Source organism: Arthrobacter alpinus (genome assembly GCF_001445575.1).
GTDB classification, from domain to species: Bacteria; Actinomycetota; Actinomycetes; order Actinomycetales; family Micrococcaceae; genus Specibacter; species Specibacter alpinus_C.
Genome location: NZ_CP013200.1, coordinates 4,196,508 through 4,218,136 on the forward strand (window position 1 = coordinate 4,196,508; position 21,629 = coordinate 4,218,136).

Here is a 21,629-nt window from a genome sequence, read left to right on the forward strand (position 1 = left end):
CGCGTAATGGGGTGTGTACCTCATTTGAGGAGTGCTCGCGAAATCTCTGGCGCATGGTTGGGTGCTTTGTTGTGCTGGAGGGATGCATGGGAAGACGAAAGTCTGCGCGTAGGGAAATCACGAAGAAGGAAGCCGGCGCGAATTGGGCGGCGTCGAAGAAGGCCAAGGGCGAGATCCTGGACCGGCTAGTGGCCGAGGTGGGCCGGTCCGGGGCGAATGCCCGCCGCCAACTCGGCAGGGCATTCAAGCGGCGATGGTCGGCCCATATGGCGGGACGCAGGCCACGACCGCCGACGTATGACTATGACACGGTGAAGGTGCTCCAGCAGGTGTGGGTTGTGGCGGGGCAGCCGTGCGGGAAGTACCTGGCCGCGGTCATGGAATCCACGTTGGCCAGCATGAAAGCACATGCACGTGCCGGTTCTTTCGGCAGGGCGTGGGTCCGTTATGGCCCGGAGGTGCATACCCAGTTGCTGGCGATGAGCGCGGCGGCGATCGACCGGCTGCTGGCGCCGGTCAAACTCTCGATGTACCCCGAGGGGAAGTCAACGACCCGGTCGCGGCGGAACCAGTATAGGGAGGCGGTACCGATCATGTCTCGGACCCCTCAGTCCTTCCTATCCCGCGCGCATTTGCGGAATTCGGAACCTCTCAATGGATAGCACTTTCAAGTACGAATCAAAGGCTCTACCGAAGGTCATCCACGGCCTGCGGCAGAGTGACCCACTCCGCCGCAGCGAACGAATCTGGTCCGCAACCCGGAACATGGGAAATTCGAACCGAAGTAGCCGATACTGAACCGTCGACACTACAACCGCAAGTAAATACCAACGAATACTATCGCCGCAGATCAGCGCATGCTGAGAACTGAAAACCCATCGTTACTTATCAACGTTTATGAACCCCGCTTGCTGATCAGGGGTCAATAAAAATCTGCCAATAGGCTATTTTCACCTGTTCCTGCATCGATTTATTGCAACAATGCAAGGTACTAAATAGCCGTCAGTGCGCCTTCAAAAGTGTGAGTTTTGTATGACGGGGGGGTGCCCCTATGTATTTTGTCAAGCAGCTTTTAGCTCCGGAAGATCGTAAAGGGTTTTGTCTCGAAGCAGGGCGAAGAGGACTGTGAGTCGGCGGTGGGCTAGTGCGATCAAGGCTTGGTTGTGGCGTTTCCCTTGGGCGCGTTTCCGGTCGTAGTAGGCGCGGCTGGTGGGGTCGAATCTGATCGAGGCGAAGGCCGAGAGGAATAGTGCTCTTTTCAGGCGTTTGTTCCCTGAATGGCTGACGCGTTCGGATTTGATCGAGGTACCTGACTGGCGTGTTGTTGGCGCTAAGCCTGCGTATGAGGCCATGGCGGCGGCGTTAGCGAAGGTTTTGCCGGAGATCTCGGCAATGATGATCGCTGCGGTCCTGACGGCGACCCCTGGCATGGATGTCAGGACCGGGTAAAGAGGGTGGGCCTCGACCATTTTCTCCAGGTGAGTGGCCACATCGCTGCGTTGGGCATGCAGGGAGATCAACTGATTGGCGAGGTGTGGGATCACTAGTGCGGCAGCGTCGGTGCCGACCACGATAACGCTCTGTTTCTCCAGTGCGGCAAGGATTGTCGTTGCCCACGCGGTGTGGCGTCGGGCTCCGTGCTTCTTGAGTTTCGCAGCGATCCGCGCTTTGCCGGCCTGCCTGAGTTGGGTCGGTGTGGGCCAGGTCGCGAGGACTTCAAGAACGGCGTCGTGATCCAACCAAGGGCCAATGACGCGTTCCAGGGGTGGGTGAATCTGGGTAAAGAGCCCGCGGATTCGATTGCTCGTTTGCGTGATCTGGCGTGCCAAGTCCAGATCGAAACCGGTGAGCATGGCTAACGTGGCTTCGTCCTCGTCAGCGACCTCGATGCTGCGCAGGGTGTGAGGCATGGTGCGGGCCGCGTCCGCGATGATGAACGCATCCTTCTCATCGGTTTTCGCCGATCCCGGGTACATGTCCGCGATTCGACGCATCGATAACCCGGGCAGGTAGGCCACCGGGATACCCAGGTGTTGAGCGAGTGCGACGGCTAACGCGCCGATGGTCGCTGGCTGGTCCACGACAACGAGAACCGTGCCCTTGGCGCTGAGGTCTTGATAGACGGCGGTGAGTTTGGCTTCGTCGTTAGGAAGCGTTCTGTTCCAGATTTTCGTGCCATCTTTGGTAACAGCGCAGGCCCAGTGGTCGGTTTTGCCGACATCGAGGCCTAGAAAGATCTGCACGTCATTAGTGATCATGGCTAGTGCTCCTTTGAACTAGTTCTTGTTCAAGGCCGACCAACCGCCGGTAGCAAAGTCTTACATCCACGTTATGACAGGCGTCCATATTTTGGCGCCGCGCCCCTAATCAGCAATCACCTCGCTGCCATCCCAATCTCGGTGGCAACACCCCCCGGATCATTGGATAGACAGGGGCAAGACACCATGCCGAGATTGGTCGGCCGACAATCCCTATGATCCTCTTTCTAGGGACTATCAAAAAGATAACGGGGAAGTCCCACGTGACGGCTGCGCGGCCTCGAATACATCCAGACAGCTATAAATGCTGCGGCTACCATTCTACTCTCGATTCGTCCCGAGTTGCCCGTCTGGTCTCATATCCCATGCGTTACAACACCCCTCAAGATGGTCTGTGTTGCCTTTTCGTCGTGACAGGGTAGTGCTTCTGAGCTTGATAGTCCGGCTATGCTGCAGTTTTTGAAAGTGGATGGCTAGCCTGTCTTTCGAAGGAAAAGAATGCCTCCGCGGCTACTTTCGGTCGTCCTGAGGGGTGATGGAGTGCGTTGAGGAAACCCGGGGCCGGTCTTTCCAAGCGCCGGTGGACCATAAGGTCACCGCGATGAGCGCTGGCTGGAAGAAGAGTCGCACCAGACGCTTGGAGTCGGTGTCGAGCCCAAAGCCGTCGCGCGCATGCAGCCACTGGGCGATGTTCCCGGGGAAGACGGCGATAAAGAACAGTGCCACCACCCAACCCACAGGGACGCGCCGCCGCGCGAGCAACATCAGCGCGGCACCAAGGGTGATCTCGACAATGCCGGAGGCTACGACGACCAGGTCGGCATCAAGGGGCACGAACTTCGGGACCTGCGCTTGGAATTCCTCGCGGGCGACGGTCAGATGGCTGACGCCGGCGAACGCAAGCATTGCCCCCAGCACTAGACGAACGATCGTGCGTCCCGTGGATGTGCGTCCCGACGGTGCGACGAGTCGTGCCAGGAATGTCTTACCGTGATCAGTCATTGGACACCAGCACGATGACGTCGATGTTGCCTCGAGTGGCCTTGGAGTATGGACACACGAGATGAGCGGCGTCGGCGAGCTCTTGGGCCTGCTCATAGGGCAGGTCCGGGCTGGTGACCTCCAGTTCGACGGCCAGTTTGAAACCGCCCACGTCGTTATTCCCGATCTGCATCCGGCCGCCGACGGTCGAGTTCTCGATATTGATTTTCTTGCCGCGGGCCACCGCATGCAGGGCTGAATGGAAATAGGCCGCGAATCCTGCAGCAAAGAGCTGTTCGGGGTTGGTACCCTCGCCCAAACCACCCAATTCACGCGGAGGAGCTAGGGTGACGTTGAAGGTTTCCTCCGAGGTGGAAACCCTTCCTTCCCGCCCGTGACCGGCGGAAAGCGCTTCGGCAGTGTAGAGAGTGTTCATGATAGGTACCTTTCGGAAGCTTGCTTTTCTTGGCCGGCGGCGCCGCCGCCGGGTCTCATAATCTCCCGGGGAACTTGCGTGCTCAGTGAACCATCCCAAGAATCATGCCGGCGTTTTGTGGGGCGCGTCGTAGGATAACGAACTGACTTCACGAGCATAGTAGGTTTGCTCGCACTCTTCAGGGGCGTGGTGTCTCATAACCTAGGCGCCTCTAAAGCTATGGGATTCGAGACGCATAGGTTATGAGACAGTCGACGGCAGTTTCTGCTCAGTCTCGGGCCATAACTAATTAATGGGCCTAACTATCATTGAGCAGAACCCGACAAGATGAATTCCTACAGTCGCGTTCACGACGATACGTGCCCGCAAGGGGAAGGTCCGACGGGCATGATTGCCATTGGGTTCAGCGAATTTGAGAAAGGCGAAATTAGACAATATGTGATTGTCAGTTTTTGATCCTCTCGTGTTCTTCGGCTTGGGTATCAGGGAAACTGCACTTGGTCGGCTATGACTGGCCGCGGCCAGTGCCGCCACAAGCGCGGGGTGAGCATCCAGTGAACATTTCTGGGCAAGGGTGGCTAGCGGATGTGTCGGTGGTGAGCTTCAGCCCCCAGCGAGCTGGACGCTGGGGATCGCTCTCAAAAGCGACTCCGTAGCCCGTCGTAGTTATATCAAGGCGCAGGCAACCAGGTGCGGGTTGCGGTGGTAAGAGCCGTCACGCCGAGAGCCAAAGTCGGTTCGATGACTGGGGCATACATCGGCGAGTGGTTGGAAGGGATCGTGCGCAGGGCCGGGTCTGCTGCATCGCCGGTTGTGAATAGCGCCGGATCCGCGCCGCCGAGCAGCCAGAAGGACAACGGTGCCCCAGCGGCACTCGCGAGCACACCGACGTCCTCACTGCCGGCGCCGGCGCCAGGATCCAGGACAGCTTCGGGGCCAAGCCATGTTCTGAAGCTCGCCAATGTACGGCCCAGCGCGTCCTCGTCGTTTACGACGACCGGGAAACGCTCGATCTCGGTCAGAGTCGGCATCTGGGAAGCACCGGCAGCCAGAGCCTCTGCACGGGCGATGCGTGCAATGCTAGCCAGAATGTGCTCGCGAACAGTGGGTGTGTAACTGCGGACATTGAGCAACAACTCCGCCTGATTTGGGATAACATTCGCAGCTTCGCCAGCACGGATGGACCCAACCGTGAGGACTGCGACGTCTGTGCTGGGAATCTCGCGAGAGATGATCGTCTGCAGGCGCAACACGGTCTGAGCGGCCATCACGACGGGATCAACCGCGTTTTGCGGCATCGAGCCGTGGGCTCCTTGGCCCACAAGGGTCAAGCGCAGGGAATCCGAGGCTGCGTAGGCAGCGCCGGCGTGAGCGGCTATCTTCCCCGCCGGCAGAGGGGCAACGTGCTGACCGAGCACCACATGCGGCGTGGGTACCTGATCGAAGAGCCCGTCATCCACCATGGCCTGGGCCCCAGCTCCGAGTTCCTCGGCTGGCTGGAAGACAACCACCAAGGTCCCTTGCCACCGAACTCTGTCAGCTGCCAGGTCAGCCGCCGCGCCGAGGAGGCACGCCGTATGCAGGTCGTGGCCGCAAGCATGACTCACCGGAACGACGTTGCCGTGTGCGTCGGACGATTGAGCCACACTGGCGTAATCCAGCCCCGTGTCCTCACGAACAGGCAACCCGTCCATGTCCGCCCGCAACAGCGCGGTCGGACCGGTTCCGTTCTTCAAGATACCAACGACTCCAGTCTGTCCCACCCCTGTGATGACGTCGTAGCCAAGATCGGTCAGTCGCTGCGCGACGATAGACGCTGTGCGATGCTCTTGGAACCCTAACTCCGGGTGTCGGTGCAAGTCTTTGTAGACCTCAACCAGCCACCCTTGACCCGTTATATTTACGACCATGACGCCTCCCAGCAGGTAGAACCATCCAGTCAGAGCGATTATTCACCACATTCATCGGCACCACAATGGCTTCCCCGCCAAGACAAGGCGCATCCTGTCGAGTGCTCAATCTCCTTGATAGGGCGTTGATCCCGGAGACGAGCCTCGGTGCTCGGCACGCCCTCAAAGTACACGGCAAGGCATCTATTCCCTTGCACCCCACCTGCTCACTGGGTAGTAGAAAGGCCGGCTCCATACCGGCAATCCGCACATCCATGCCGACACTAGTTGCAATAACGAGATCATCAACGGCGGAAAATAGACGTCACCATCAACTGAACCGTTCCGGGTTTGATGCCGCTGTCCTTTTTGAGAAGGATGGTGAGTATGCCTAAGAATTTTCCTTCTGAAGCCCGAGCCCGTGCAGTGCGCATAGTGTTGGATCGATTGCCGGAATACCCCTCAGTGAATGCTGCTTGCAAAGTGGTGGCTCCGAAGCTCGGCGTTGGCACTGAGTCGTTACGCCGCTGGGTCATCCAGGCCCAAGTTGATGCTGGCGTGAAAGAGTGCCCGAGCAGTAACGAGCTTCGGCGCGAAAGGCGGACGCCCGCCCAGCTTCGACAATGAAGCTTACAAACGCCGCAACGTCATCGAGCGCTGTTTCGAGGCTTTCAAGCAGTGGCGAGCCACGCAACACGCTGCGAGAAGCTCGCTGTCACCTACCGCGGAGGGGTCGTCCTTCGGGCCATCACAATCTGGCTCAAGGTGTTAGGAGACATGCCCTAGCGACTATTCACCTAGATCCTTCGCGGTCAGACTGTGAAGATCAACCAGTTGGTGTCCAAGTCAGGGAAGTCGGCGCAGGTGCTGGTCTTGCAAGGAGGGATGGATAACAGGCCGAATAAGCATCTTCAACTAAAGGAACCCTCTCAACACAGGACCATTCTCCTGCCACGCTAACCACCAATCACCACGCAAAATCGACATTAGGGTCTGTAGCCACGTCGCTCAGTCTGATGCACAGCGGAATGAATCGACGCCAGATCGCGCTGCCCCTAATGAAGTACATACAAACACATCAAATAAGGAGCAGTCTCATGAAGGCATGGCAGTTCACCGGAACCAACAAGCCCTTGGAATTCAACGATGTTGCGGAGCCCCACGCGGGCCCCGGCCAAGTTGTGGTCGAAGTCCGCGCGGCAGGCGTATGCCACTCTGATGTCACGGCAATCGACGACGCAGGCTGGATGCCACTTTTCCCGCACCTGCCTCGCACCATGGGGCACGAAAATGCCGGTGTCATCACCGAAGTTGGCCCGGGCATGGAAGAGTGGAAAGTAGGCGACCGCGTTGGTCTGGCACCCGTCATGAGCGACGGTGACGCCATCGGCTACGGAAAGTGGGACGGCGGCTTTGGCCCCCAGCTCCTGGCCACCAACGACAACCTCGTGAAGCTGCCAGACGAGGTCTCGTTTGAACTCGGCGCGATGGCAACCGACGCAGGCCTAACTGCATACCACGCCATCATGGCAGTCGGCGGGGCCAAAGCGGGCATGAAGGTCGGGGTGATTGGCCTCGGAGGTCTCGGCTACATCGGCGCACGCGTCGCAGCTCTTTCCGGTGCTGAAGTTTACGGTGCTGAAGTGAACCCCCAGACGCGCGAGCTGGCGGACGAAATCGGTCTTGCTGGCGTGGCTGATTCCATCGATGCCTTCAAGGACAAGAACCTTGACCTGATTGTTGACTACGCCGGATTTGGAACAACGACTTCAGCCGCCATCGAGACACTGGCCGAATTTGGCACGCTCGTGCAAGTGGGTATGGGCCGGCTCGAGGCCAACATCAATACCTATCCAGTAATCGTCAACCAGCTCACCATTAAGGGCTCAAAATCCGGAACCAAGGAAGACCTGGAAGCGCTGTACATCCTGATGAAATCAGGGCAACTCAACCCGCCCATGAATATCATCACCCAAGCCGAGATCCCTGACGCCATCGACAAGCTGCGAGCCGGGGGCGTTGTTGGTCGCTTCGTTGCCGTCTACAAGTAGGCCTCACTAGGCATAATCGAGAGGAGGTGGGGGTTTCCCGCCCCTCCTCTCGCACCGACCAATGTGCGGGCCTCGCATACGGCGGTTCGCTAGGTCACTGAAAACGATCCCTTGCCTCGCGAAAGAGCATGGGCCTGCCCCGGCTTCAGTTGACTCCATCAGCCGAGAATTGGATATCCTGGCAAGGTCATGAACGACGCCTGACCTATACCCAGCAGTTCCTTTCATTTGGAGGAAATGGTCACCATCCCAAGACCAATTATTCAAAGCCGCCTCGAGAACGGATTTAGGGCCACCGCTGGTAGAGTCAGCCCGATCGCTTAGCCCCCGCGATCATTTCACGCGGACCCTAACCAGATTCACCGCCCGACTGAATGATCTAGGCCAAGTTGGATCCATTGAGCGAAAGCGGAGCAACGCCTCCTGCGAGAGCAGCATTCTGCGGGTAGGGAACCCTGGACATTCGAACCGAAACAGCCGGTGCCGAACGGTCGACATTGCAACAGCAAGTGAATACCAGCGAATACTATCGCCGCAGGTCAGAGCATGCTGAGCAGTGAAATTCCATCGTCACTTATCAACGTTCATGAACCCCACTGTCCTGCCATGGGTCCATTTCAAGCTGCCAATAGGCCCTTTTGACCAGTTTCTGCATAGCCTGCTTACAGCAATGCAAGATACTAAATAACTACTGTTCCACCTTCAAAAGTATGAGTTTTGTATGACGTGGCGGGAACTCTCGGCAGACGGCTGGACGACCTCGAATGCAAGCAATCAGCCAACATTGCTTCACTTCTCATTCTTCTCTCGATACAACCCGAGCTACGCGTTTGCTTCACAGCCGGGGCTGCCTATTTTTGGATCCGAGAGGGGCCTGGTGCACACCATCAGCGAGCTGGTGCTGGAGAAAAACAGGCTTCTCTCGAACACTGTGCTGACGGAAATTTCCGCCGTCGTGGCCACCACCCCGGCGACCGGCGGTTGCCTGCAGCCCAGTCCAGCTGGCGACAGCTATTTCAGATTGGGTGGCGTTCCACGAACTGGTTGCGACCCAGGCCGGCATACAGGAGGCCAGTCAGGCAGGAATGACCCGTTCCGCGCGAAGTGTGTCGAATAGGGCTGCGAACGAGGCGAGCGTGTCGGCATGGCCGGTGAACCCGGCATTGCGGCTGCGGCTCATGTCGGTGAAGCATTCAACGGGACGGTTAAGGTCGCTGTCTGTGTGCCACCAGGATGCCACTCGGGAGAGGTCAGGTTCGGCCAGACCCTCGCGTTCCACCAGCTGACGCCATGCATCGGCCTTGCCGGCCATCTGCTCTTCCAAGGGACGAGGCCGTTCGCTGAAGCCCTCGGCTTCCACGCCGAGAAGCTCCGCAATCCGTGGCCACATCCAGCGCCAGCGGAATACATCGCCGTTCGCTGTGTTGTAAGCCTGGCTCGGCAAGCCTGGGGTGGTTGCGGCCCAGACCATCTGACGGGCAAGCAGCCCACTGTCTGTCACGTCCGTGACGCCATTCCACTGCACCTCGTTGCCGGGGAAGATAAAAGGCGTGCCCTCCGCGCGGGACAGCGCTGCCTGGGCAGCCAACGTCTGGCCAAGATTCATGGCGTTGCCGATGGCATGTCCGATCATGGTGTGCGAACGGTGGACGCTCCAACCGAAATCGTAGAGATCAGCGGCTCGCCACAGCTCATCTTCCTGGGCATAGTAGAAATTCGGCGCATCCAGGCGGGGCTCATCCTCGTGGAAAGGGGTGTCACGTGTCGCGCCCGTGCCGTACGCCTCGAATGGTCCAAGATAGTGCTTGAGTCCGGTCACCAGAGCCACGTGTTCCAGTGTCCCGGACGGACCGACGGCATCAAGGACATTGCGGACCATGCCGGCATTGACCGAGATGTTTTCGGCCTCGGTGGGCATCCGGCTCCAAGCCGTGAAGTAGACGTGCGTAGGATTCAGCCCGGCCAGCGCAGCCTGCACAGACTGCGGGTCGGTCAAGTCCGCCCGCACCGACTCGATACCATCCTGAGGAGAGACCTCACGCCGGGACAGACTGATGGTCCGCCACCCCTGAGCGACGAGTTCGCGGGTGAGCGCACTGCCGGAAATTCCTGTCCCGCCAACGACCAGAGCTGCTCCCTGAGGGCCAATTGGTGCATTCATCGAAGGTCTCCTTGTTTATTCACCCGCATATTTGGTGTGCGGGTTGTTGCCCGGGCCCAGCGGATGTCCGGCCGGGTCTTCAAAGGATAAACGTTGACGTTGACGTTAATGTCAAATGCGAGACTTCCTGCCTGACGGCCATGAACGCCCCCACACCTTGGCCGCAAGCGGCCGGCATTCGGTAAACTTTGACAAGAACGTCAATGTTGGCCTCTAACGGGTGGTGGATCTGCGCATGAAAATTGGTGAATTGGCGTTCCGCACCGGTGTGACGCCCCGGGCCTTGCGGTACTACGAGGAGCAGGAGTTGTTGCACCCAGAGAGGGAGGGCAACGGGTACCGCACCTATCCTGAGTCTGCAGTCGTACAGGTGGAGCAGGTGCGCGATCTTCTTGCGGCAGGCCTGTCCACACGGGTCATCCGTGTGGTGGTGCCTTGCTTTGACGGTTCTGGGCCGGAGTTGCGGCCTCAGGTGGACAAGGAGCTTGCGGACAATGTTGCCCGCGAGGTGGAGCAGATGGGTGCCCGCATCGATGCCCTGACCCGGAACCGGGATGCCGTCCGCCGCTTCCTTCAGACCGCGACCCCGACCGCGCCCGACTAAGTATTGGCTTCACCGTGGTGACTGGCGCAGGAGCCCCCCACGATCCCGCGCCTCGATGCGTCTGGCATCCACATGCAGCTCTAGACGAGCACGGTGTTGAGAAGGCTCTGTATACGGGTCAGCCTGTGGGAATGACCGCGAGAACCTACCTCGTGAGCCTGGCCTCCAACCCGGAGATAACGACGTCCGCGGAAACGTCGAGAGCCGGTGCAGAAGCACCCGTGACGCCAGGTCAACGAGTGCTTCTGCGCAGAGTCTTGAAGGGGCTATTTAGCCGAGAAGTTGAACCTACCGCCGGTGCTAGCGACGTCGCAGTACCCCGGCTCACTCTCCCACGCCACCGTGCACGTGCCGACCCCCTTGCGGCCTACGACACCGGCGTGAATAGGCTCCTCAAGCATTACCGTTAGAAAGGTCTTGACCTCCTGGCAGGAGAGCCCAGAGTCGCCGAGCTCGTAAGAGAACCGAGCCCCGATGCACTGGCCACCAAGTACACCCGCTTCCTCCGCCGGCGCTATGTCCTTGAGCTGCTCGAACGAGAGCATGGCGTTCTTAAGTTGAGAGTACTCGTCGGTTTTGGCATACGTCTCGAACCGCTCAATACCCTTCAACGAATCGGCTACCCCGGGAAGCTTAGTCTCGCTCGTCAGTACGGTGCTGAACTCGCCTGAACCGCCTGTGTAAATAAGACCCGGAAGCCGGCCTCCCCAGTTCTTGATATTGGCTGGTTGCAAGGCGGTGAGCATCATTTCAGCATTGTCCGACTGTCCTTCGTAGGAGAGGAATGCAAAGTTGATGCCTCCGAACTTGCCTTCCCCTTGTACATCAAGAACCGAGTTCTCGGCCATGTTATTCATAGGATTAGTGTCGAAGACTGCGGCGCCGCCGGTGCGGATCTCTGCAAGCTGGCGGCCATCGGCTGCCATGATCCTGAAGCTCGCGGTGCTGCCCTGGTGGACCTGCGCGGCAATATCGGTGAGCTCCTCCAGTCTCCAGGCTGACGGCATCGTGATCTGGAAATGCCCGTTGGCAATCTGGCGGGTTTTCAGCGTCGCCTCGGTGGGGCTGGCCGCGGCACCCGCTGTCGCTGCTGCAGTCGACGGGCCGCTCGACGCTCCGGTCACTGGTGACGGCGTTGCCGATGTCGGTGCTGCAGTTTCAGCTGGCGCTGAGTTACCCGCTTGGCTACATCCAGTGAGCACCAGTGCTGCCGTCATCACAGCACCCGCCCACATGGTCATTTTCCGGCGCGTGCTGAGAATGGTCACTTATGTCCCCCAAGACTTGGTGCGGCGTGAAACCTCTGATGAGACCGCGAATTTCTCCGAGTCTATCTGACGTACACATCTATCTGACGTACACACGTCTACGGTGACGTCCATTGTGTTTTGCTTCGCCAATGCGCGGTCAACGGAGGTGTGTCAACGGTCTGGGACCGCTGGGACCGCCCCAGCGTTGCTTGAGAGTCAAAGAAACATGGGGAGTCCCATTCAACCAGTGAACCGGACCGACCGGGAAGTCACCTGCGCGACATGATGCCCATTCTGGAATTCGAACCGAAACAGCCCGCGTTGGAGGGCCGGAATTTCAACCGTATGTAAATACTAACGAAAACTATCACCGCAGGTCAGAGCCTGTTGAGCACTCAAAACCCCTCATTAGTTATCAATAGCTACGAACCCCGCTGTCCTGCCAAGGGTCCACTTAGAGCTGCTCATAGTGGGTTTTGGCCTGATTTTACATAGTGCAGTTGCAACAACGAATGATACTAAATACTCTCCACTTTGCACTGATAAGGATGAGTTTTGTATGACGTGGTGGGAACTCCCGCCCGGATGGTGCGCGGCCTCGAGCAAGCCAGTCAGGCACCAATGTGGCGCTTCCAATTTTACTCTTGATTCATCAGTGTCAGACCGTCAGCAGCTCGGTTCCGGGACCCTACCTTATTTGTCCCGACGCGCATATTAGCTAATTGGCGCACCTGAAGTAAGCAAGCAAAGCCCGGGCGGTCTCCTGAACACTGCCCATTAGTTCGCCGTCCCCGCCCAGATTGCGGCACCCATCCGGGCGCAGGCTCCCGTCGCAGGACACTGCAAATCATCGACCGGACCACGGAGTTCGCGGCCACGGCCTGGGTAAAAGGAACATGGCTCATGTTTAGGAAATTCACGTTTTTCAGTCTCAGGGACGCACTGGAACAGCGCATCGCCCAGCAGCTCATCGTGGCCATCCTGACCGGTTCGTCCGTGATGGGCTCCATCCCGCTCGTCACCGGCAACGATGAGCCCCTCCTGACCTCGCAACTCCAACTTTGCCTTGTATTGTCTTCGCTTTGCTCTTGGCGGCTTCGCGCTGGGCTGTGTGCCACGATGTTGGTCTTCAAGCGAGACTTCGACGGCTAGGCCTGAAGATTCAACGCTAGCGCAACACGATTGTCCGGTTGCCTTGGACGATCACCCGGCCCTCGCAGTGCCAGCGGACGGCGTTGCTCAGTGCCTTGCATTCGGTGTCCCGGCCTGCGGCCACGAGGTCTTCGGGTCCGAAGGAGTGGTCCACCTCGACCACCTGCTGGGAGATGATGGGGCCCTCGTCCAGTTCGCTGTTGACGTAGTGGGCCGTGGCGCCCACCGTCTTGACTCCCCGGGCATAGGCCTGGTGGTACGGCTTGGCGCCCTTGAAACTGGGCAGGAACGAGTGGTGGATGTTGATGGCCCGCCCGTCCAGGCGGCGCGTGAGACCGTCGCTGAGGACCTGCATGTAGCGAGCCAGCACCACCAGTTCGACGTCGAACTCGGCCATGAGCCCAAGCAGCCTCGCCTCCGCCTCCGGTTTGGTGTCGGCGGTGACGGGCACATGGAAGAACGGGATGCCGTGCCATTCGGCCAGCCGACGGTGGTCCTGGTGGTTGGAGACCACGGCGACCACCTCGACCGGCAGTTCCCCCGTGCGGGTCCTAAACAGCAGGTCGTTGAGGCAGTGCTCAAACTTGGACACCATGATCAGCACCCGCCGCTTGGCCCCGTGCGGGCGCAGCGCCCAGCGCATGCCGTGCCGGTGCGCCACCGGCTCCAGGACCGCCCGCAGCCCGGCCAGGGCCAGTTCCCCGGCCGGCGCGGAAAAGTGCAGCCGCATGAAGAAGTGGCCGTCCGGTTCGGGCGCCCCGGCCACGGGCCGCAGGTGCTGGCGGTCGCTGAACTGGAGGAGGTCGATGATGTCGGAGCCTTGTTCCAACAGGGCCCCTGAAACCTGGTGGACGATCCCGGGGCTGTCCGGGCAGTCTAGTGTTAGCACGTATTGGGCCGTTTCGGCCTGCTCAAGAAGAGTGCCCATCTCAGCACTCAACCACGTTCACGGCGAGGCCCCCGCGGGAGGTTTCCTTGTACTTGCTCATCATGTCGGCACCTGTTTCCCTCATGGTCTTGATGGCCTTGTCCAATGACACCTTCTGGCTGCCGTCCCCGTGCAGGGCCAGCCGTGCGGCGTTGATCGCCTTGACGCTGGCGATGGCGTTGCGTTCAATGCACGGGATCTGCACCAGCCCGCCCACGGGGTCGCACGTCAGCCCCAGGTTGTGCTCAATGCCTATTTCGGCGGCGTTTTCGGCCTGCACGGGTGTGCCGCCCAGCAGCTCGCACAGGGCACCGGCCGCCATGGAACACGCCGAGCCGACTTCGCCCTGGCACCCCACCTCGGCGCCCGAGATCGAGGCGTTGAGCTTGAAGAGCATGCCGATGGCCGCGGCCGTCAGCAAGAAGCGCACGACGCCGTCGTCGTTGGCGCCGGGCACGAACTTCAGGTAGTAGTGCAGCACGGCCGGAATGATGCCGGCCGCCCCGTTGGTGGGGGCGGTGACAATGCGTCCGCCGGCGGCGTTTTCCTCGTTGACGGCCAGGGCAAAGAGATTGACCCACTCCATGGCCCGCAGGGGGTCCGCAGTGTCCTCGGGCGCCTGCAGCGTGCGGAAGAGTCCCGGCGCCCGGCGCGTCACCTTCAGTCCGCCCGGCAGGATGCCCTCGGCGGCGCAGCCGTTGGCCACGCACTCCTGCATGACGGACCAGATGTTGAGCAGCTTGGCCCTCAATTCCTCCTCCGTGTGCCACACTAGCTCGTTAGCCTGCATGACCTCGGAGATACTCAGTCCCTCACGGGCGCAGATGGCCAGCAGTTCGTCGGCCGTTCTGAAGGGGTGGGGCAGCACGGTTTGGTCCATGACTACCCGGTCCGCACCGACGGCCTGCTCATCGACCACAAAGCCGCCGCCCACCGAATAGTAGCTGCGTTCACGCACCACCGCCCCGGCGTGGTCCAGCGCCCGGAACGTCATGCCGTTGGGGTGGGCAGGCAGCGACTTGCGCCGGTGCAGCACCACGTCCTGCCCGAAGTTGAAGTCGATCCGGTGCAGGCCCGCGAGCATCAGCTCGGCATCCAGCGCCGCCGCGGCGACCTGGTCGTCGGCCGTGGCGGTGTCCACCGTTTCGGGGTCCTGCCCCGACAACCCCAGGACCACTGCCTTGTCCGAGCCGTGACCGCGGCCCGTGGCGCCCAGCGAACCGAACAGCTCGGCCTCGACCCGGACGACGCCGGTGAGCTCGCCGTCGCGCTCCAGGCCGTCGGCAAAGCGCTTGGCCGCGCGCATCGGGCCCACCGTGTGGGAGGAGGAAGGCCCGATGCCGATGGAGAACAGGTCCAGGACGCTCAGTGCCATGACGCGTCCGTCTCGGCGGCGAATTCCCGCATGCCGTCCAGGAGCCAGCGGCCCAGGTAGTCGGCAAACGATGCCCGAGGGAAGAGCAGGAACTCATCGTCCCCGACCTTCCACAAGATGGTGGGGATCTTGCCGATTTCGGTGGTTATGGCGGTTCCGGTGGCGAAGGAGCGCGGGTGCAGGTCCGCCGCGCAACTCTTCTCGAGCACTGCGCGGGCGCTGGGCCCGGCCAGTTCGAAGGTGGTGCGGTTGCTGGAGAGCTCGATGGCCTGCCCGGCGCCGTCGCCCAGTGCCGCGGCAAGGCTGGCGGCCAGTCCGCCACGGTCCGCGCCGCCGTCATCAGGGGCGATGGCGAGGAACTCGTCCGGGCCCAGCCATAGGGCGGCCACCCCGCCAGGACCGGCGGTGACCTGCCCGCAATTTGCGGGCAGTCCGCCCGTCAGGGCCCCGATCCGTTGCCCGGCCAAGGAGACGGGATCGACACGGATGCCGACCATCCTCTGGAACGGGACCTCCCGCAGGGCAACCCCGCGCTCCCCGGCCACGGCGGCCACGGCAAAGTCCGCCCAGAGGTGCCGGGCCGGGCTCCGTCGCAGTGCCTGTACATCTACGTTTGCTGCTGTGTTATCCATCTCGGCGCTTCCCTTCGGCATCAAAAAGTACTGTTTCCCCAACAACCACATCGACCAGCTCGGACCCGACCACGGCGACAAGGGGTTCGCCGATCCGGTCGCGTCCGTCCTTGATCAACGCCAGCCCAAAGGACCTGCCCAGGGCGGCGCTGTGGTAGCTGGAGGTGACGAATCCCTGCATGGGCACGGGTCCGTAGGCGGGGTTGGTCGAGACGCCCGCTTCCACCAGCTGGGTGCCCTCCGGCAGGCGGATGGAGCCGTCCACCGGCAGCACGCTGACCAGGTGCTTTCGGCCTTCCCGGACGGCGTCGGCGCGCTGGTAGGAGCGCTTGCCGATGAAGTCCTTGGCCTTGGAGACCACCCAGTCCATGCCCGCATCCTGCGGGGTGACCGTGCCGTCGGTGTCCTGGCCGACGATCGGGTAGCCCTTTTCGGCGCGGAGCACGTGCATGGTTTCGGTGCCGTACGGGGTGATGTTGAATTCCGCCCCGGCCGCCGTCACGTCTTCCCAAGTGGCCAGCCCGTACCAGGATGGGACGTTGATTTCGTAGGCGAGCTCGCCGGAGAAGGAGATGCGGCACACCCTGGCCGCGACGCCGGAGGCCAGCACGGTCTCCCGGAACGCCATGAAACCGAATGCCTCGTTGGCGAGGTCCAATTCCGGTGCCAGCTTGGCCAGCACGGCGCGGGACTTGGGGCCGACGACGGCGATCGTGGTCCACTGTTCGGTCACCGAGGTGAAGGTGGCGTCGAGTTCGGGCCACTCGGTTTGCTGCCATTCCTCCAGCCAGTCCAGTACCTTGGCGGCGCCTCCGGTGGTGGTGGTCATGAAGTAGCTGTCCTCGTCCAGGCGCAGGGTCACGCCGTCGTCGAAGATCATCCCGTCCGGGGTGCACATGACTCCGTAGCGGGCCGAACCCGGGGCGAGCTTCTTGAACGCGTTGGTGTAGATCCGGTTCAGGAACTCCCCGGCGTCCTTGCCGCGGATCTCGATCTTGCCCAGCGTGGTGGCGTCCATGTAGCCCACGGAGTCCCGGACAGCGGCGCACTCGCGCAGCACGGCCGCGTCCATGTCCTCGCCCGGCTGTGGATAATACCACGGGCGCTTCCACTGGCCCACATCCTCGAACAGGGCACCGCGGTCCTCGTGCCAGGAGTGGATGGATGTGCGGCGGGCGGCGTCGAACAGTTCGCCGCGCTGCCGGCCAGCCAATGCCACGAACGGGACGGGTGTAAACGGTGCACGGTAGGTCGTGGTACCGATGGCGCCGATGTCCGGATCCACCACGGTCCCCTGCTGGCGGAAAGCGGCGGCAATGACGCCAATCGCGTTCACGCCCGAGGTCTTGCCCTGATCGTTGGCCGTGCTGATGGAGGTGTAGCGCTTGATGTGCTCCACACTGCGCAGCCCGGCACCCGTGGAGCGCCACACGTCGGCCACGCTCTGGTCGCGCTGGAAGTCCACGAAGTGGTGGTGCCAGTCCGACGCCGAACCTTGGGTCCCGCCGACCAGCCACAGTGCGCGGGTGGGGCCGTTGGGCTGCGCCGGACGGGCCGGGCGCGCCGCCGCGGCGGTGGCGGCAGCTACGGCGTCGGCCGTGGCAAAACCCGCCTTGACGGCGGCCACGGAGCCGGCCGTCGAGCCTTCGGCAAGACAGTCGGCCAGTGCGTAACTGCCGCGGCAGGCGCCGGCGTTCTGCTGGTTTTTGACCGTTGTGGACGGCACAAAGCCGGCCAACTCCACGTCCCAGCGAACCTTCCCCTGGGCCTGGCTGTGCAGGTGGACCACGGGGCTCCAGCCGCCGGAGACGGCGAGCAGGTCGGCAGAAATTTCCTCCACCCCGCCAACGGGGGCGCCGTCGGCGTCGATCCCGGCAACCATGACCGTTTCCACGTGGTCGCCACCGGAGGTGTTGACCACGGCGCTGGCGTAGATGACGCGCACGCCCTCGCTGAGCGCCGCGGCGGCCAGCGGGGACAGCTGCGGGCGGGCGTCGACGACGGCGGCCACCTCGATGCCTGCCGCCAGCAGGTCCGCTGCGAGCTGGTAGGCGCTGTCGTTCGTGGTGCCGATGACCACCCTGGATCCGGCGGCCACGCCATAGCGGTTTAGGTAGCTGCGGGCCGCAGAGGCGAGCATGATGCCGGGGCGGTCGTTGTTTTCAAACACGATGGGGCGTTCGTGGGCGCCGGTGGCCAGGACCACCTGCTTGGCGCGGATGTGCCAGATGCGCTGGCGGGAGACGCCGTCGGCCGGGGCCGTTGCGAGGTGGTCGGTGCGGTTTTCCACGGCGATCAGGAAGTTGCTGTCGTAGGAGCCGAACACGGTGGTGCGGTGCAGCACGGTGCATTCGGTGGCTGTTGCCAGTTCGGCTTCAACGTCCGCCACCCAGTCGAGGGCCGGTGTCCCATTGATGTGCTCGTCGCGGCCGGAGAGCAGGGTCCCGCCCAGTTCCGGCTGGTCGTCGATGAGGATGACTCGGGCGCCGGTGCGTGCCGCTTCCCGTGCCGCGGCGAGCCCGGCGGGCCCTGCTCCGACCACCAGGACGTCCGTGTGGACGTATTTTTTGTCATAGGTGGCCTCGTCCTCGGACGGGTCGAGCTTGCCCAACCCGGAGAGGAATTCGGCGTCGAGCCCGTCCACGAGGGACACGGCGGTGGCCGGCAGCATGGATTCGGCGGCGTGGCCGGGGAATCGGCCTGCGACCTTGACGAGGGCGTTGGACTCCTCCACGCCGGCTGAGATGATGCCACGGGGCCGGTCCTCATACATTGAGTTCCCGGCGGCCAGGCGGCCGTTGGCGATCAGTGCCGAGGCGATGGTGTCGCCCGGGTGCCCGGAGTAGCCGACGCGGTCGACGGTGAAGTTCCAGGTGGTGGTGCGGTCGATGCGGCCGCCGCTGGTGAGCCGGTTGGGCTGCTTGTCTTGCAAGGTCATGACTTTGCTCCTTCCGGTGCTGGGATGCTCGGGTTGTGCTGGGTGCGGTCGGCTATTGCCGGTGGCTGTTCGCCCATCCGGTAGACGGCCTTGATCTCGTAGCTGACGGTGTCGCGGACCATGTTGAACCACTTGCGGCAGCCGGCACTGTGCACCCATCGCTCGGCAAACAGGCCCTTGGTGTTCTCGCGGTAGAACAGGTATTCCGCCCATTCGCGGTCGGAAAGCTGCTCCGGCTGTTCGGGGTACGCCACATGGGCCTGTCCCCCGTAGTGGAATTCGGTCTCGTTCCGTGGCCCGCAGTTGGGGCAGGAAAACAGCAACATTGCGTGCTCCTTCTACTGTTAGTGGGCCACGGCAGCGGCGCCGTGCTCGTCGATGAGGGCGCCGGTTTCAAAGCGTTCCAGGGAAAACGGCTTGTTGAGCGTGTGCGGGGTGCCGGTGGCGATTGTGTGGGCGAACGTCAGCCCGGCGGCGGGCGTCCCCTTGAATCCGCCGGTGCCCCAGCCGCAGTTCACATACATGTTCTCCACCGGGCTCAGGCCCACGATCGGAGAGGCGTCCATGGTGGTGTCCACGATCCCACCCCAGGTGCGCAACACGTGAGCCCGGGCGAAGATGGGGAACAGTTCGACGGCGGCCGCCATCTGTTCCTCGATGACGTGGAAGGAGCCGCGCTGGCCGTAGCCGTTGTAGGAGTCGACGCCAGCACCCATCACCAGTTCGCCCTTGTGGGCCTGGGAGACGTACACGTGCACGTGGTTGGACATGACTACCGTGGGGTGCACCGGTTCGTGCAGCTCGGAAACCAGTGCCTGCAGTGGGTGCGACTGGATGGGCAGGCGGAAGCCTGCCATCTCGGCGAGAACCGAGCTGTGACCGGCGGCGCACAAGCCCACCTTTTCAGTGTTGATGGTGCCCCGACTGGTCTTGACGCCGGTGACGCGGTTGCCGTCCTTGATAAAGCCGGTGACCTCGCAGTTCTGGATGATGTCCACGCCCAGCTCGTCGCACTTGCGGGCGAAGGCCCAGGCCACGTGGTCGTGCTTGGCGATGCCGGCCCGGGGCTGGTAGGTGGCTCCCATGACCGGGTAGCGGATGTTGTCGTTGATGTTCAGGATCGGGCACAGTTCCTTGACCTGCTTCGGGTCCAGCCACTCGGCGTCGACCCCGTTGAGCTGGTTGGCGCCCACGCGGCGAACGCTTTCGCGCACATCGCCCAAGGTGTGGGCCAGATTCATCACGCCGCGCTGGCTGAACAGGAAGTCGTACTCGAGTTCCTCGGGGAGGATCTCCCACAGTTTCAGGGAGTGCTCATAGATCGCGGCGCTTTCATCCCAGAGGTAGTTGGAGCGGATGATGGTGGTGTTCCGCGCCATGTTGCCGCCGGCCAGCCAACCCTTTTCCAGGATGGCGATGTTGGTCATCCCGTGGTTCTTGGCCAGGAAGTAGGCGGTGGCCAGTCCATGCCCGCCGCCGCCGACGATCACGGCGTCATAGGACTTCTTGGGGTCCGGGTTGCGCCACAAGAACTCGGGGTGTTCCGGGAGGTGTTCGGTGCTCACTGGGCTACTCCATTCGAGACGGTCTCGGTGGACAGGTTGGGGTACAGCGGGAATTTTTCCGCCAGCACGGTGACCCGGTCGCGCAGCAGCACGGCCGTCTCCTCGCTGAGCTCGCCCTTGATGGCCTCGGCGATGATGTCGGCAACCTCGGTGAACTCGGCCGCGCCGAAGCCACGGGTGGCCAGGGCCGGGGTGCCGATGCGCAGCCCTGAAGACACCATGGGTGGGCGGGGGTCGAAGGGGACGGCGTTGCGGTTGACGGTGATGCCGATCTGGTGCAGCCGGTCTTCGCCTTGCTGGCCGTCCAGCTCGGAGTTGCGCAGGTCCACCAGGACCAGGTGAACGTCGGTGCCTCCACCCACCACGGAGATTCCGTACTCGGCAACATCCGGGGCCAGGAGGCGCTCGGCCAAAATCTTGGCGCCTTCCAGGGTACGTACCTGGCGGTCCTTGAAGGTGGCGGTCGCGGCGATCTTGAAGGACACGGCCTTGGCTGCGATCACGTGTTCCAGGGGTCCGCCCTGCTGGCCGGGAAAAACGGCGGAGTTGATCTTGCGTGCCAGCGACTCGCGGCTGAGGATGACGCCGCCGCGCGGGCCGCCCAAGGTCTTGTGGGTGGTGGTAGTGACGACGTCGGCATACGGCACGGGGTTCGGGTGCAGGCCCGCGGCCACCAGGCCGGCAAAGTGGGCCATGTCCACCATGAGGTAGGCGCCCACCAGGTCGGCGATGCGGCGGAATTCGGCAAAGTCGAGCTGGCGCGTGTAGGCCGACCAGCCGGCCACGATCAGCTTGGGCTGGTGTTCCAGCGCGAGCGCCTCCACCTCGACCATGTCGACAGTCATATCCGATTCACGCACGTGGTACGGGACCACATTGTAGAGCTTGCCGGAAAAGTTGATCCGCATGCCGTGAGTCAGGTGGCCGCCGTGGGCCAGGTCCAGCCCCATAATGGTGTCGCCCGGGTCCAAAAGGGCGAACATGGCGGCGGCGTTGGCCTGCGCCCCGGAGTGCGGCTGGACGTTGGCCGCCTCCGCCCCAAAAAGTGCCTTTACGCGGTCGATGGCCAGCTGTTCGATCACATCGACGTGCTCGCAGCCACCGTAGTACCGCTTGCCGGGGAGGCCCTCAGCGTATTTGTTGGTCAACACCGAGCCCTGGGCTTCCATGACTGCGGTGGGGGCAAAATTCTCGGAGGCGATCATCTCCAGCGTTGATTGCTGGCGGAGAAGTTCGGCCGTAATGGCCGCGTCGACTTCGGTGTCGAGGCTTGCCAGTGAGTCGTCAAGAGTGGACGTCATCATGATTCCTTCGTTAAGTCGCGGTCAGTGCAACAGTGTTGCGATGAATGCAACTCTAAAGGGTGACGTGACTCACGTCAATGCGCCGCCTGAAACTTTCGCAAACTT

At 62.0% G+C, this 21,629-nt stretch carries 19 protein-coding genes; 6 read left to right on the forward strand and 13 right to left on the reverse strand.

Annotated features, from left to right (window positions below; all coding sequences use genetic code 11):
• Positions 1-86: 86 nt before the first annotated feature.
• A complete protein-coding gene (locus tag AS189_RS18640) occupies positions 87-662 on the forward strand; it encodes a hypothetical protein (protein WP_062292405.1) in 576 nt (191 codons plus the stop codon).
• Between the two features lie 399 nt (positions 663-1,061).
• Here the strand turns inward: AS189_RS18640 and AS189_RS18645 are convergent, their stop codons facing one another.
• The 4 genes from AS189_RS18645 to AS189_RS18660 all read right to left on the reverse strand — a co-directional run bounded on the left by AS189_RS18645 (position 1,062) and on the right by AS189_RS18660 (position 5,585).
• On the reverse strand, positions 1,062-2,258 hold the full coding sequence (locus AS189_RS18645) for an IS110 family transposase (protein ID WP_062287975.1): 1,197 nt from the start codon (positions 2,256-2,258) through the stop codon (positions 1,062-1,064).
• Positions 2,259-2,768: 510 nt separating this feature from the next.
• Positions 2,769-3,260 carry a DoxX family protein gene (locus tag AS189_RS18650; RefSeq protein WP_062292407.1) on the reverse strand — a complete coding sequence of 164 codons (492 nt, stop codon included), beginning with the start codon at positions 3,258-3,260 and terminating at the stop codon, positions 2,769-2,771.
• Complete coding sequence (locus tag AS189_RS18655) at positions 3,253-3,675, reverse strand: organic hydroperoxide resistance protein (protein WP_062292410.1); 423 nt, start codon at positions 3,673-3,675, stop codon at positions 3,253-3,255. The genes AS189_RS18650 and AS189_RS18655 overlap by 8 nt, the downstream gene beginning before the upstream one ends.
• A 671-nt stretch (positions 3,676-4,346) precedes the next feature.
• Positions 4,347-5,585 carry an amidohydrolase gene (locus tag AS189_RS18660; protein ID WP_062292413.1) on the reverse strand — a complete coding sequence of 413 codons (1,239 nt, stop codon included), beginning with the start codon at positions 5,583-5,585 and terminating at the stop codon, positions 4,347-4,349.
• Between the two features lie 366 nt (positions 5,586-5,951).
• Between AS189_RS18660 and AS189_RS21370 the strand changes: the two genes are divergently transcribed.
• Positions 5,952-6,191: a transposase gene (locus AS189_RS21370; protein ID WP_160320874.1), complete on the forward strand. Its 240-nt coding sequence runs from the start codon at positions 5,952-5,954 to the stop codon at positions 6,189-6,191.
• 470 nt (positions 6,192-6,661) lie between these two features.
• Positions 6,662-7,615 carry a zinc-binding dehydrogenase gene (locus tag AS189_RS18665; protein WP_062292416.1) on the forward strand — a complete coding sequence of 318 codons (954 nt, stop codon included), beginning with the start codon at positions 6,662-6,664 and terminating at the stop codon, positions 7,613-7,615.
• A 1,075-nt stretch (positions 7,616-8,690) separates the two neighbouring features.
• On the opposite strand, the gene AS189_RS18670 is transcribed toward AS189_RS18665, so the two are convergent.
• Positions 8,691-9,776 carry an SDR family oxidoreductase gene (locus AS189_RS18670; RefSeq protein WP_062292419.1) on the reverse strand — a complete coding sequence of 362 codons (1,086 nt, stop codon included), beginning with the start codon at positions 9,774-9,776 and terminating at the stop codon, positions 8,691-8,693.
• A 235-nt stretch (positions 9,777-10,011) separates the two neighbouring features.
• On the opposite strand from AS189_RS18670, the gene AS189_RS18675 reads away from it, so the two are divergent.
• Complete coding sequence (locus tag AS189_RS18675) at positions 10,012-10,380, forward strand: MerR family transcriptional regulator (protein WP_062294061.1); 369 nt, start codon at positions 10,012-10,014, stop codon at positions 10,378-10,380.
• Between the two features lie 266 nt (positions 10,381-10,646).
• Here the strand turns inward: AS189_RS18675 and AS189_RS18680 are convergent, their stop codons facing one another.
• Positions 10,647-11,237 (reverse strand): hypothetical protein, encoded by a 591-nt coding sequence (locus AS189_RS18680; RefSeq protein WP_129587345.1) that lies wholly within the window; start codon positions 11,235-11,237, stop codon positions 10,647-10,649.
• A 7-nt stretch (positions 11,238-11,244) separates the two neighbouring features.
• Here AS189_RS18680 and AS189_RS18685 point away from each other — a divergent pair, with 7 nt between their 5' ends.
• Together AS189_RS18685 and AS189_RS18690 are read left to right on the forward strand one after the other, a co-directional pair.
• On the forward strand, positions 11,245-11,718 hold the full coding sequence (locus tag AS189_RS18685; RefSeq protein ID WP_129587346.1) for a hypothetical protein: 474 nt from the start codon (positions 11,245-11,247) through the stop codon (positions 11,716-11,718).
• An 815-nt stretch (positions 11,719-12,533) separates the two neighbouring features.
• Positions 12,534-12,782 carry a hypothetical protein gene (locus AS189_RS18690; RefSeq protein ID WP_062292428.1) on the forward strand — a complete coding sequence of 83 codons (249 nt, stop codon included), beginning with the start codon at positions 12,534-12,536 and terminating at the stop codon, positions 12,780-12,782.
• A 16-nt stretch (positions 12,783-12,798) separates the two neighbouring features.
• On the opposite strand, the gene purU is transcribed toward AS189_RS18690, so the two are convergent.
• The 7 genes from purU to glyA are packed head-to-tail and all read right to left on the reverse strand — an operon-like array spanning position 12,799 to position 21,521.
• Positions 12,799-13,710, reverse strand: coding sequence for a formyltetrahydrofolate deformylase (gene purU / locus AS189_RS18695; protein ID WP_062292432.1), 912 nt, complete (start codon positions 13,708-13,710; stop codon positions 12,799-12,801).
• Position 13,711: 1 nt separating this feature from the next.
• The gene (locus AS189_RS18700) at positions 13,712-15,085 is read right to left on the reverse strand and encodes an L-serine ammonia-lyase (protein ID WP_062292435.1); all 1,374 of its coding nucleotides are present in this window, start codon (positions 15,083-15,085) and stop codon (positions 13,712-13,714) included.
• On the reverse strand, positions 15,076-15,717 hold the full coding sequence (locus AS189_RS18705) for a sarcosine oxidase subunit gamma (protein ID WP_062292437.1): 642 nt from the start codon (positions 15,715-15,717) through the stop codon (positions 15,076-15,078). Before AS189_RS18705 ends, AS189_RS18700 begins: the two co-directional genes overlap by 10 nt.
• The gene (locus AS189_RS18710; protein WP_062292440.1) at positions 15,710-18,655 is read right to left on the reverse strand and encodes a sarcosine oxidase subunit alpha family protein; all 2,946 of its coding nucleotides are present in this window, start codon (positions 18,653-18,655) and stop codon (positions 15,710-15,712) included. Before AS189_RS18710 ends, AS189_RS18705 begins: the two co-directional genes overlap by 8 nt.
• On the reverse strand, positions 18,652-18,981 hold the full coding sequence (locus tag AS189_RS18715) for a sarcosine oxidase subunit delta (RefSeq protein WP_062292443.1): 330 nt from the start codon (positions 18,979-18,981) through the stop codon (positions 18,652-18,654). Before AS189_RS18715 ends, AS189_RS18710 begins: the two co-directional genes overlap by 4 nt.
• Positions 18,982-18,999: 18 nt before the next feature.
• Complete coding sequence (locus AS189_RS18720) at positions 19,000-20,220, reverse strand: sarcosine oxidase subunit beta family protein (protein ID WP_062292447.1); 1,221 nt, start codon at positions 20,218-20,220, stop codon at positions 19,000-19,002.
• Complete coding sequence (glyA, locus tag AS189_RS18725; protein WP_062292450.1) at positions 20,217-21,521, reverse strand: serine hydroxymethyltransferase; 1,305 nt, start codon at positions 21,519-21,521, stop codon at positions 20,217-20,219. The genes AS189_RS18720 and glyA overlap by 4 nt, the downstream gene beginning before the upstream one ends.
• Positions 21,522-21,629 lie beyond the last annotated feature (108 nt).

Bases quoted from the DNA above. Each gene is read 5' to 3' on its own strand.
- AS189_RS18640 (WP_062292405.1), top strand. From the start codon at position 87: ATGGGAAGACGAAAGTCTGCGCGTAGGGAAATCACGAAGAAGGAAGCC.
- AS189_RS18645 (WP_062287975.1), bottom strand. From the start codon at position 2,258: ATGATCACTAATGACGTGCAGATCTTTCTAGGCCTCGATGTCGGCAAA.
- AS189_RS18650 (WP_062292407.1), bottom strand. From the start codon at position 3,260: ATGACTGATCACGGTAAGACATTCCTGGCACGACTCGTCGCACCGTCG.
- AS189_RS18655 (WP_062292410.1), bottom strand. From the start codon at position 3,675: ATGAACACTCTCTACACTGCCGAAGCGCTTTCCGCCGGTCACGGGCGG.
- AS189_RS18660 (WP_062292413.1), bottom strand. From the start codon at position 5,585: ATGGTCGTAAATATAACGGGTCAAGGGTGGCTGGTTGAGGTCTACAAA.
- AS189_RS21370 (WP_160320874.1), top strand. From the start codon at position 5,952: ATGCCTAAGAATTTTCCTTCTGAAGCCCGAGCCCGTGCAGTGCGCATA.
- AS189_RS18665 (WP_062292416.1), top strand. From the start codon at position 6,662: ATGAAGGCATGGCAGTTCACCGGAACCAACAAGCCCTTGGAATTCAAC.
- AS189_RS18670 (WP_062292419.1), bottom strand. From the start codon at position 9,776: ATGAATGCACCAATTGGCCCTCAGGGAGCAGCTCTGGTCGTTGGCGGG.
- AS189_RS18675 (WP_062294061.1), top strand. From the start codon at position 10,012: ATGAAAATTGGTGAATTGGCGTTCCGCACCGGTGTGACGCCCCGGGCC.
- AS189_RS18680 (WP_129587345.1), bottom strand. From the start codon at position 11,237: ATGAATAACATGGCCGAGAACTCGGTTCTTGATGTACAAGGGGAAGGC.
- AS189_RS18690 (WP_062292428.1), top strand. From the start codon at position 12,534: ATGTTTAGGAAATTCACGTTTTTCAGTCTCAGGGACGCACTGGAACAG.
- purU (WP_062292432.1), bottom strand. From the start codon at position 13,710: ATGGGCACTCTTCTTGAGCAGGCCGAAACGGCCCAATACGTGCTAACA.
- AS189_RS18700 (WP_062292435.1), bottom strand. From the start codon at position 15,085: ATGGCACTGAGCGTCCTGGACCTGTTCTCCATCGGCATCGGGCCTTCC.
- AS189_RS18705 (WP_062292437.1), bottom strand. From the start codon at position 15,717: ATGGATAACACAGCAGCAAACGTAGATGTACAGGCACTGCGACGGAGC.
- AS189_RS18710 (WP_062292440.1), bottom strand. From the start codon at position 18,655: ATGACCTTGCAAGACAAGCAGCCCAACCGGCTCACCAGCGGCGGCCGC.
- AS189_RS18715 (WP_062292443.1), bottom strand. From the start codon at position 18,981: ATGTTGCTGTTTTCCTGCCCCAACTGCGGGCCACGGAACGAGACCGAA.
- glyA (WP_062292450.1), bottom strand. From the start codon at position 21,521: ATGACGTCCACTCTTGACGACTCACTGGCAAGCCTCGACACCGAAGTC.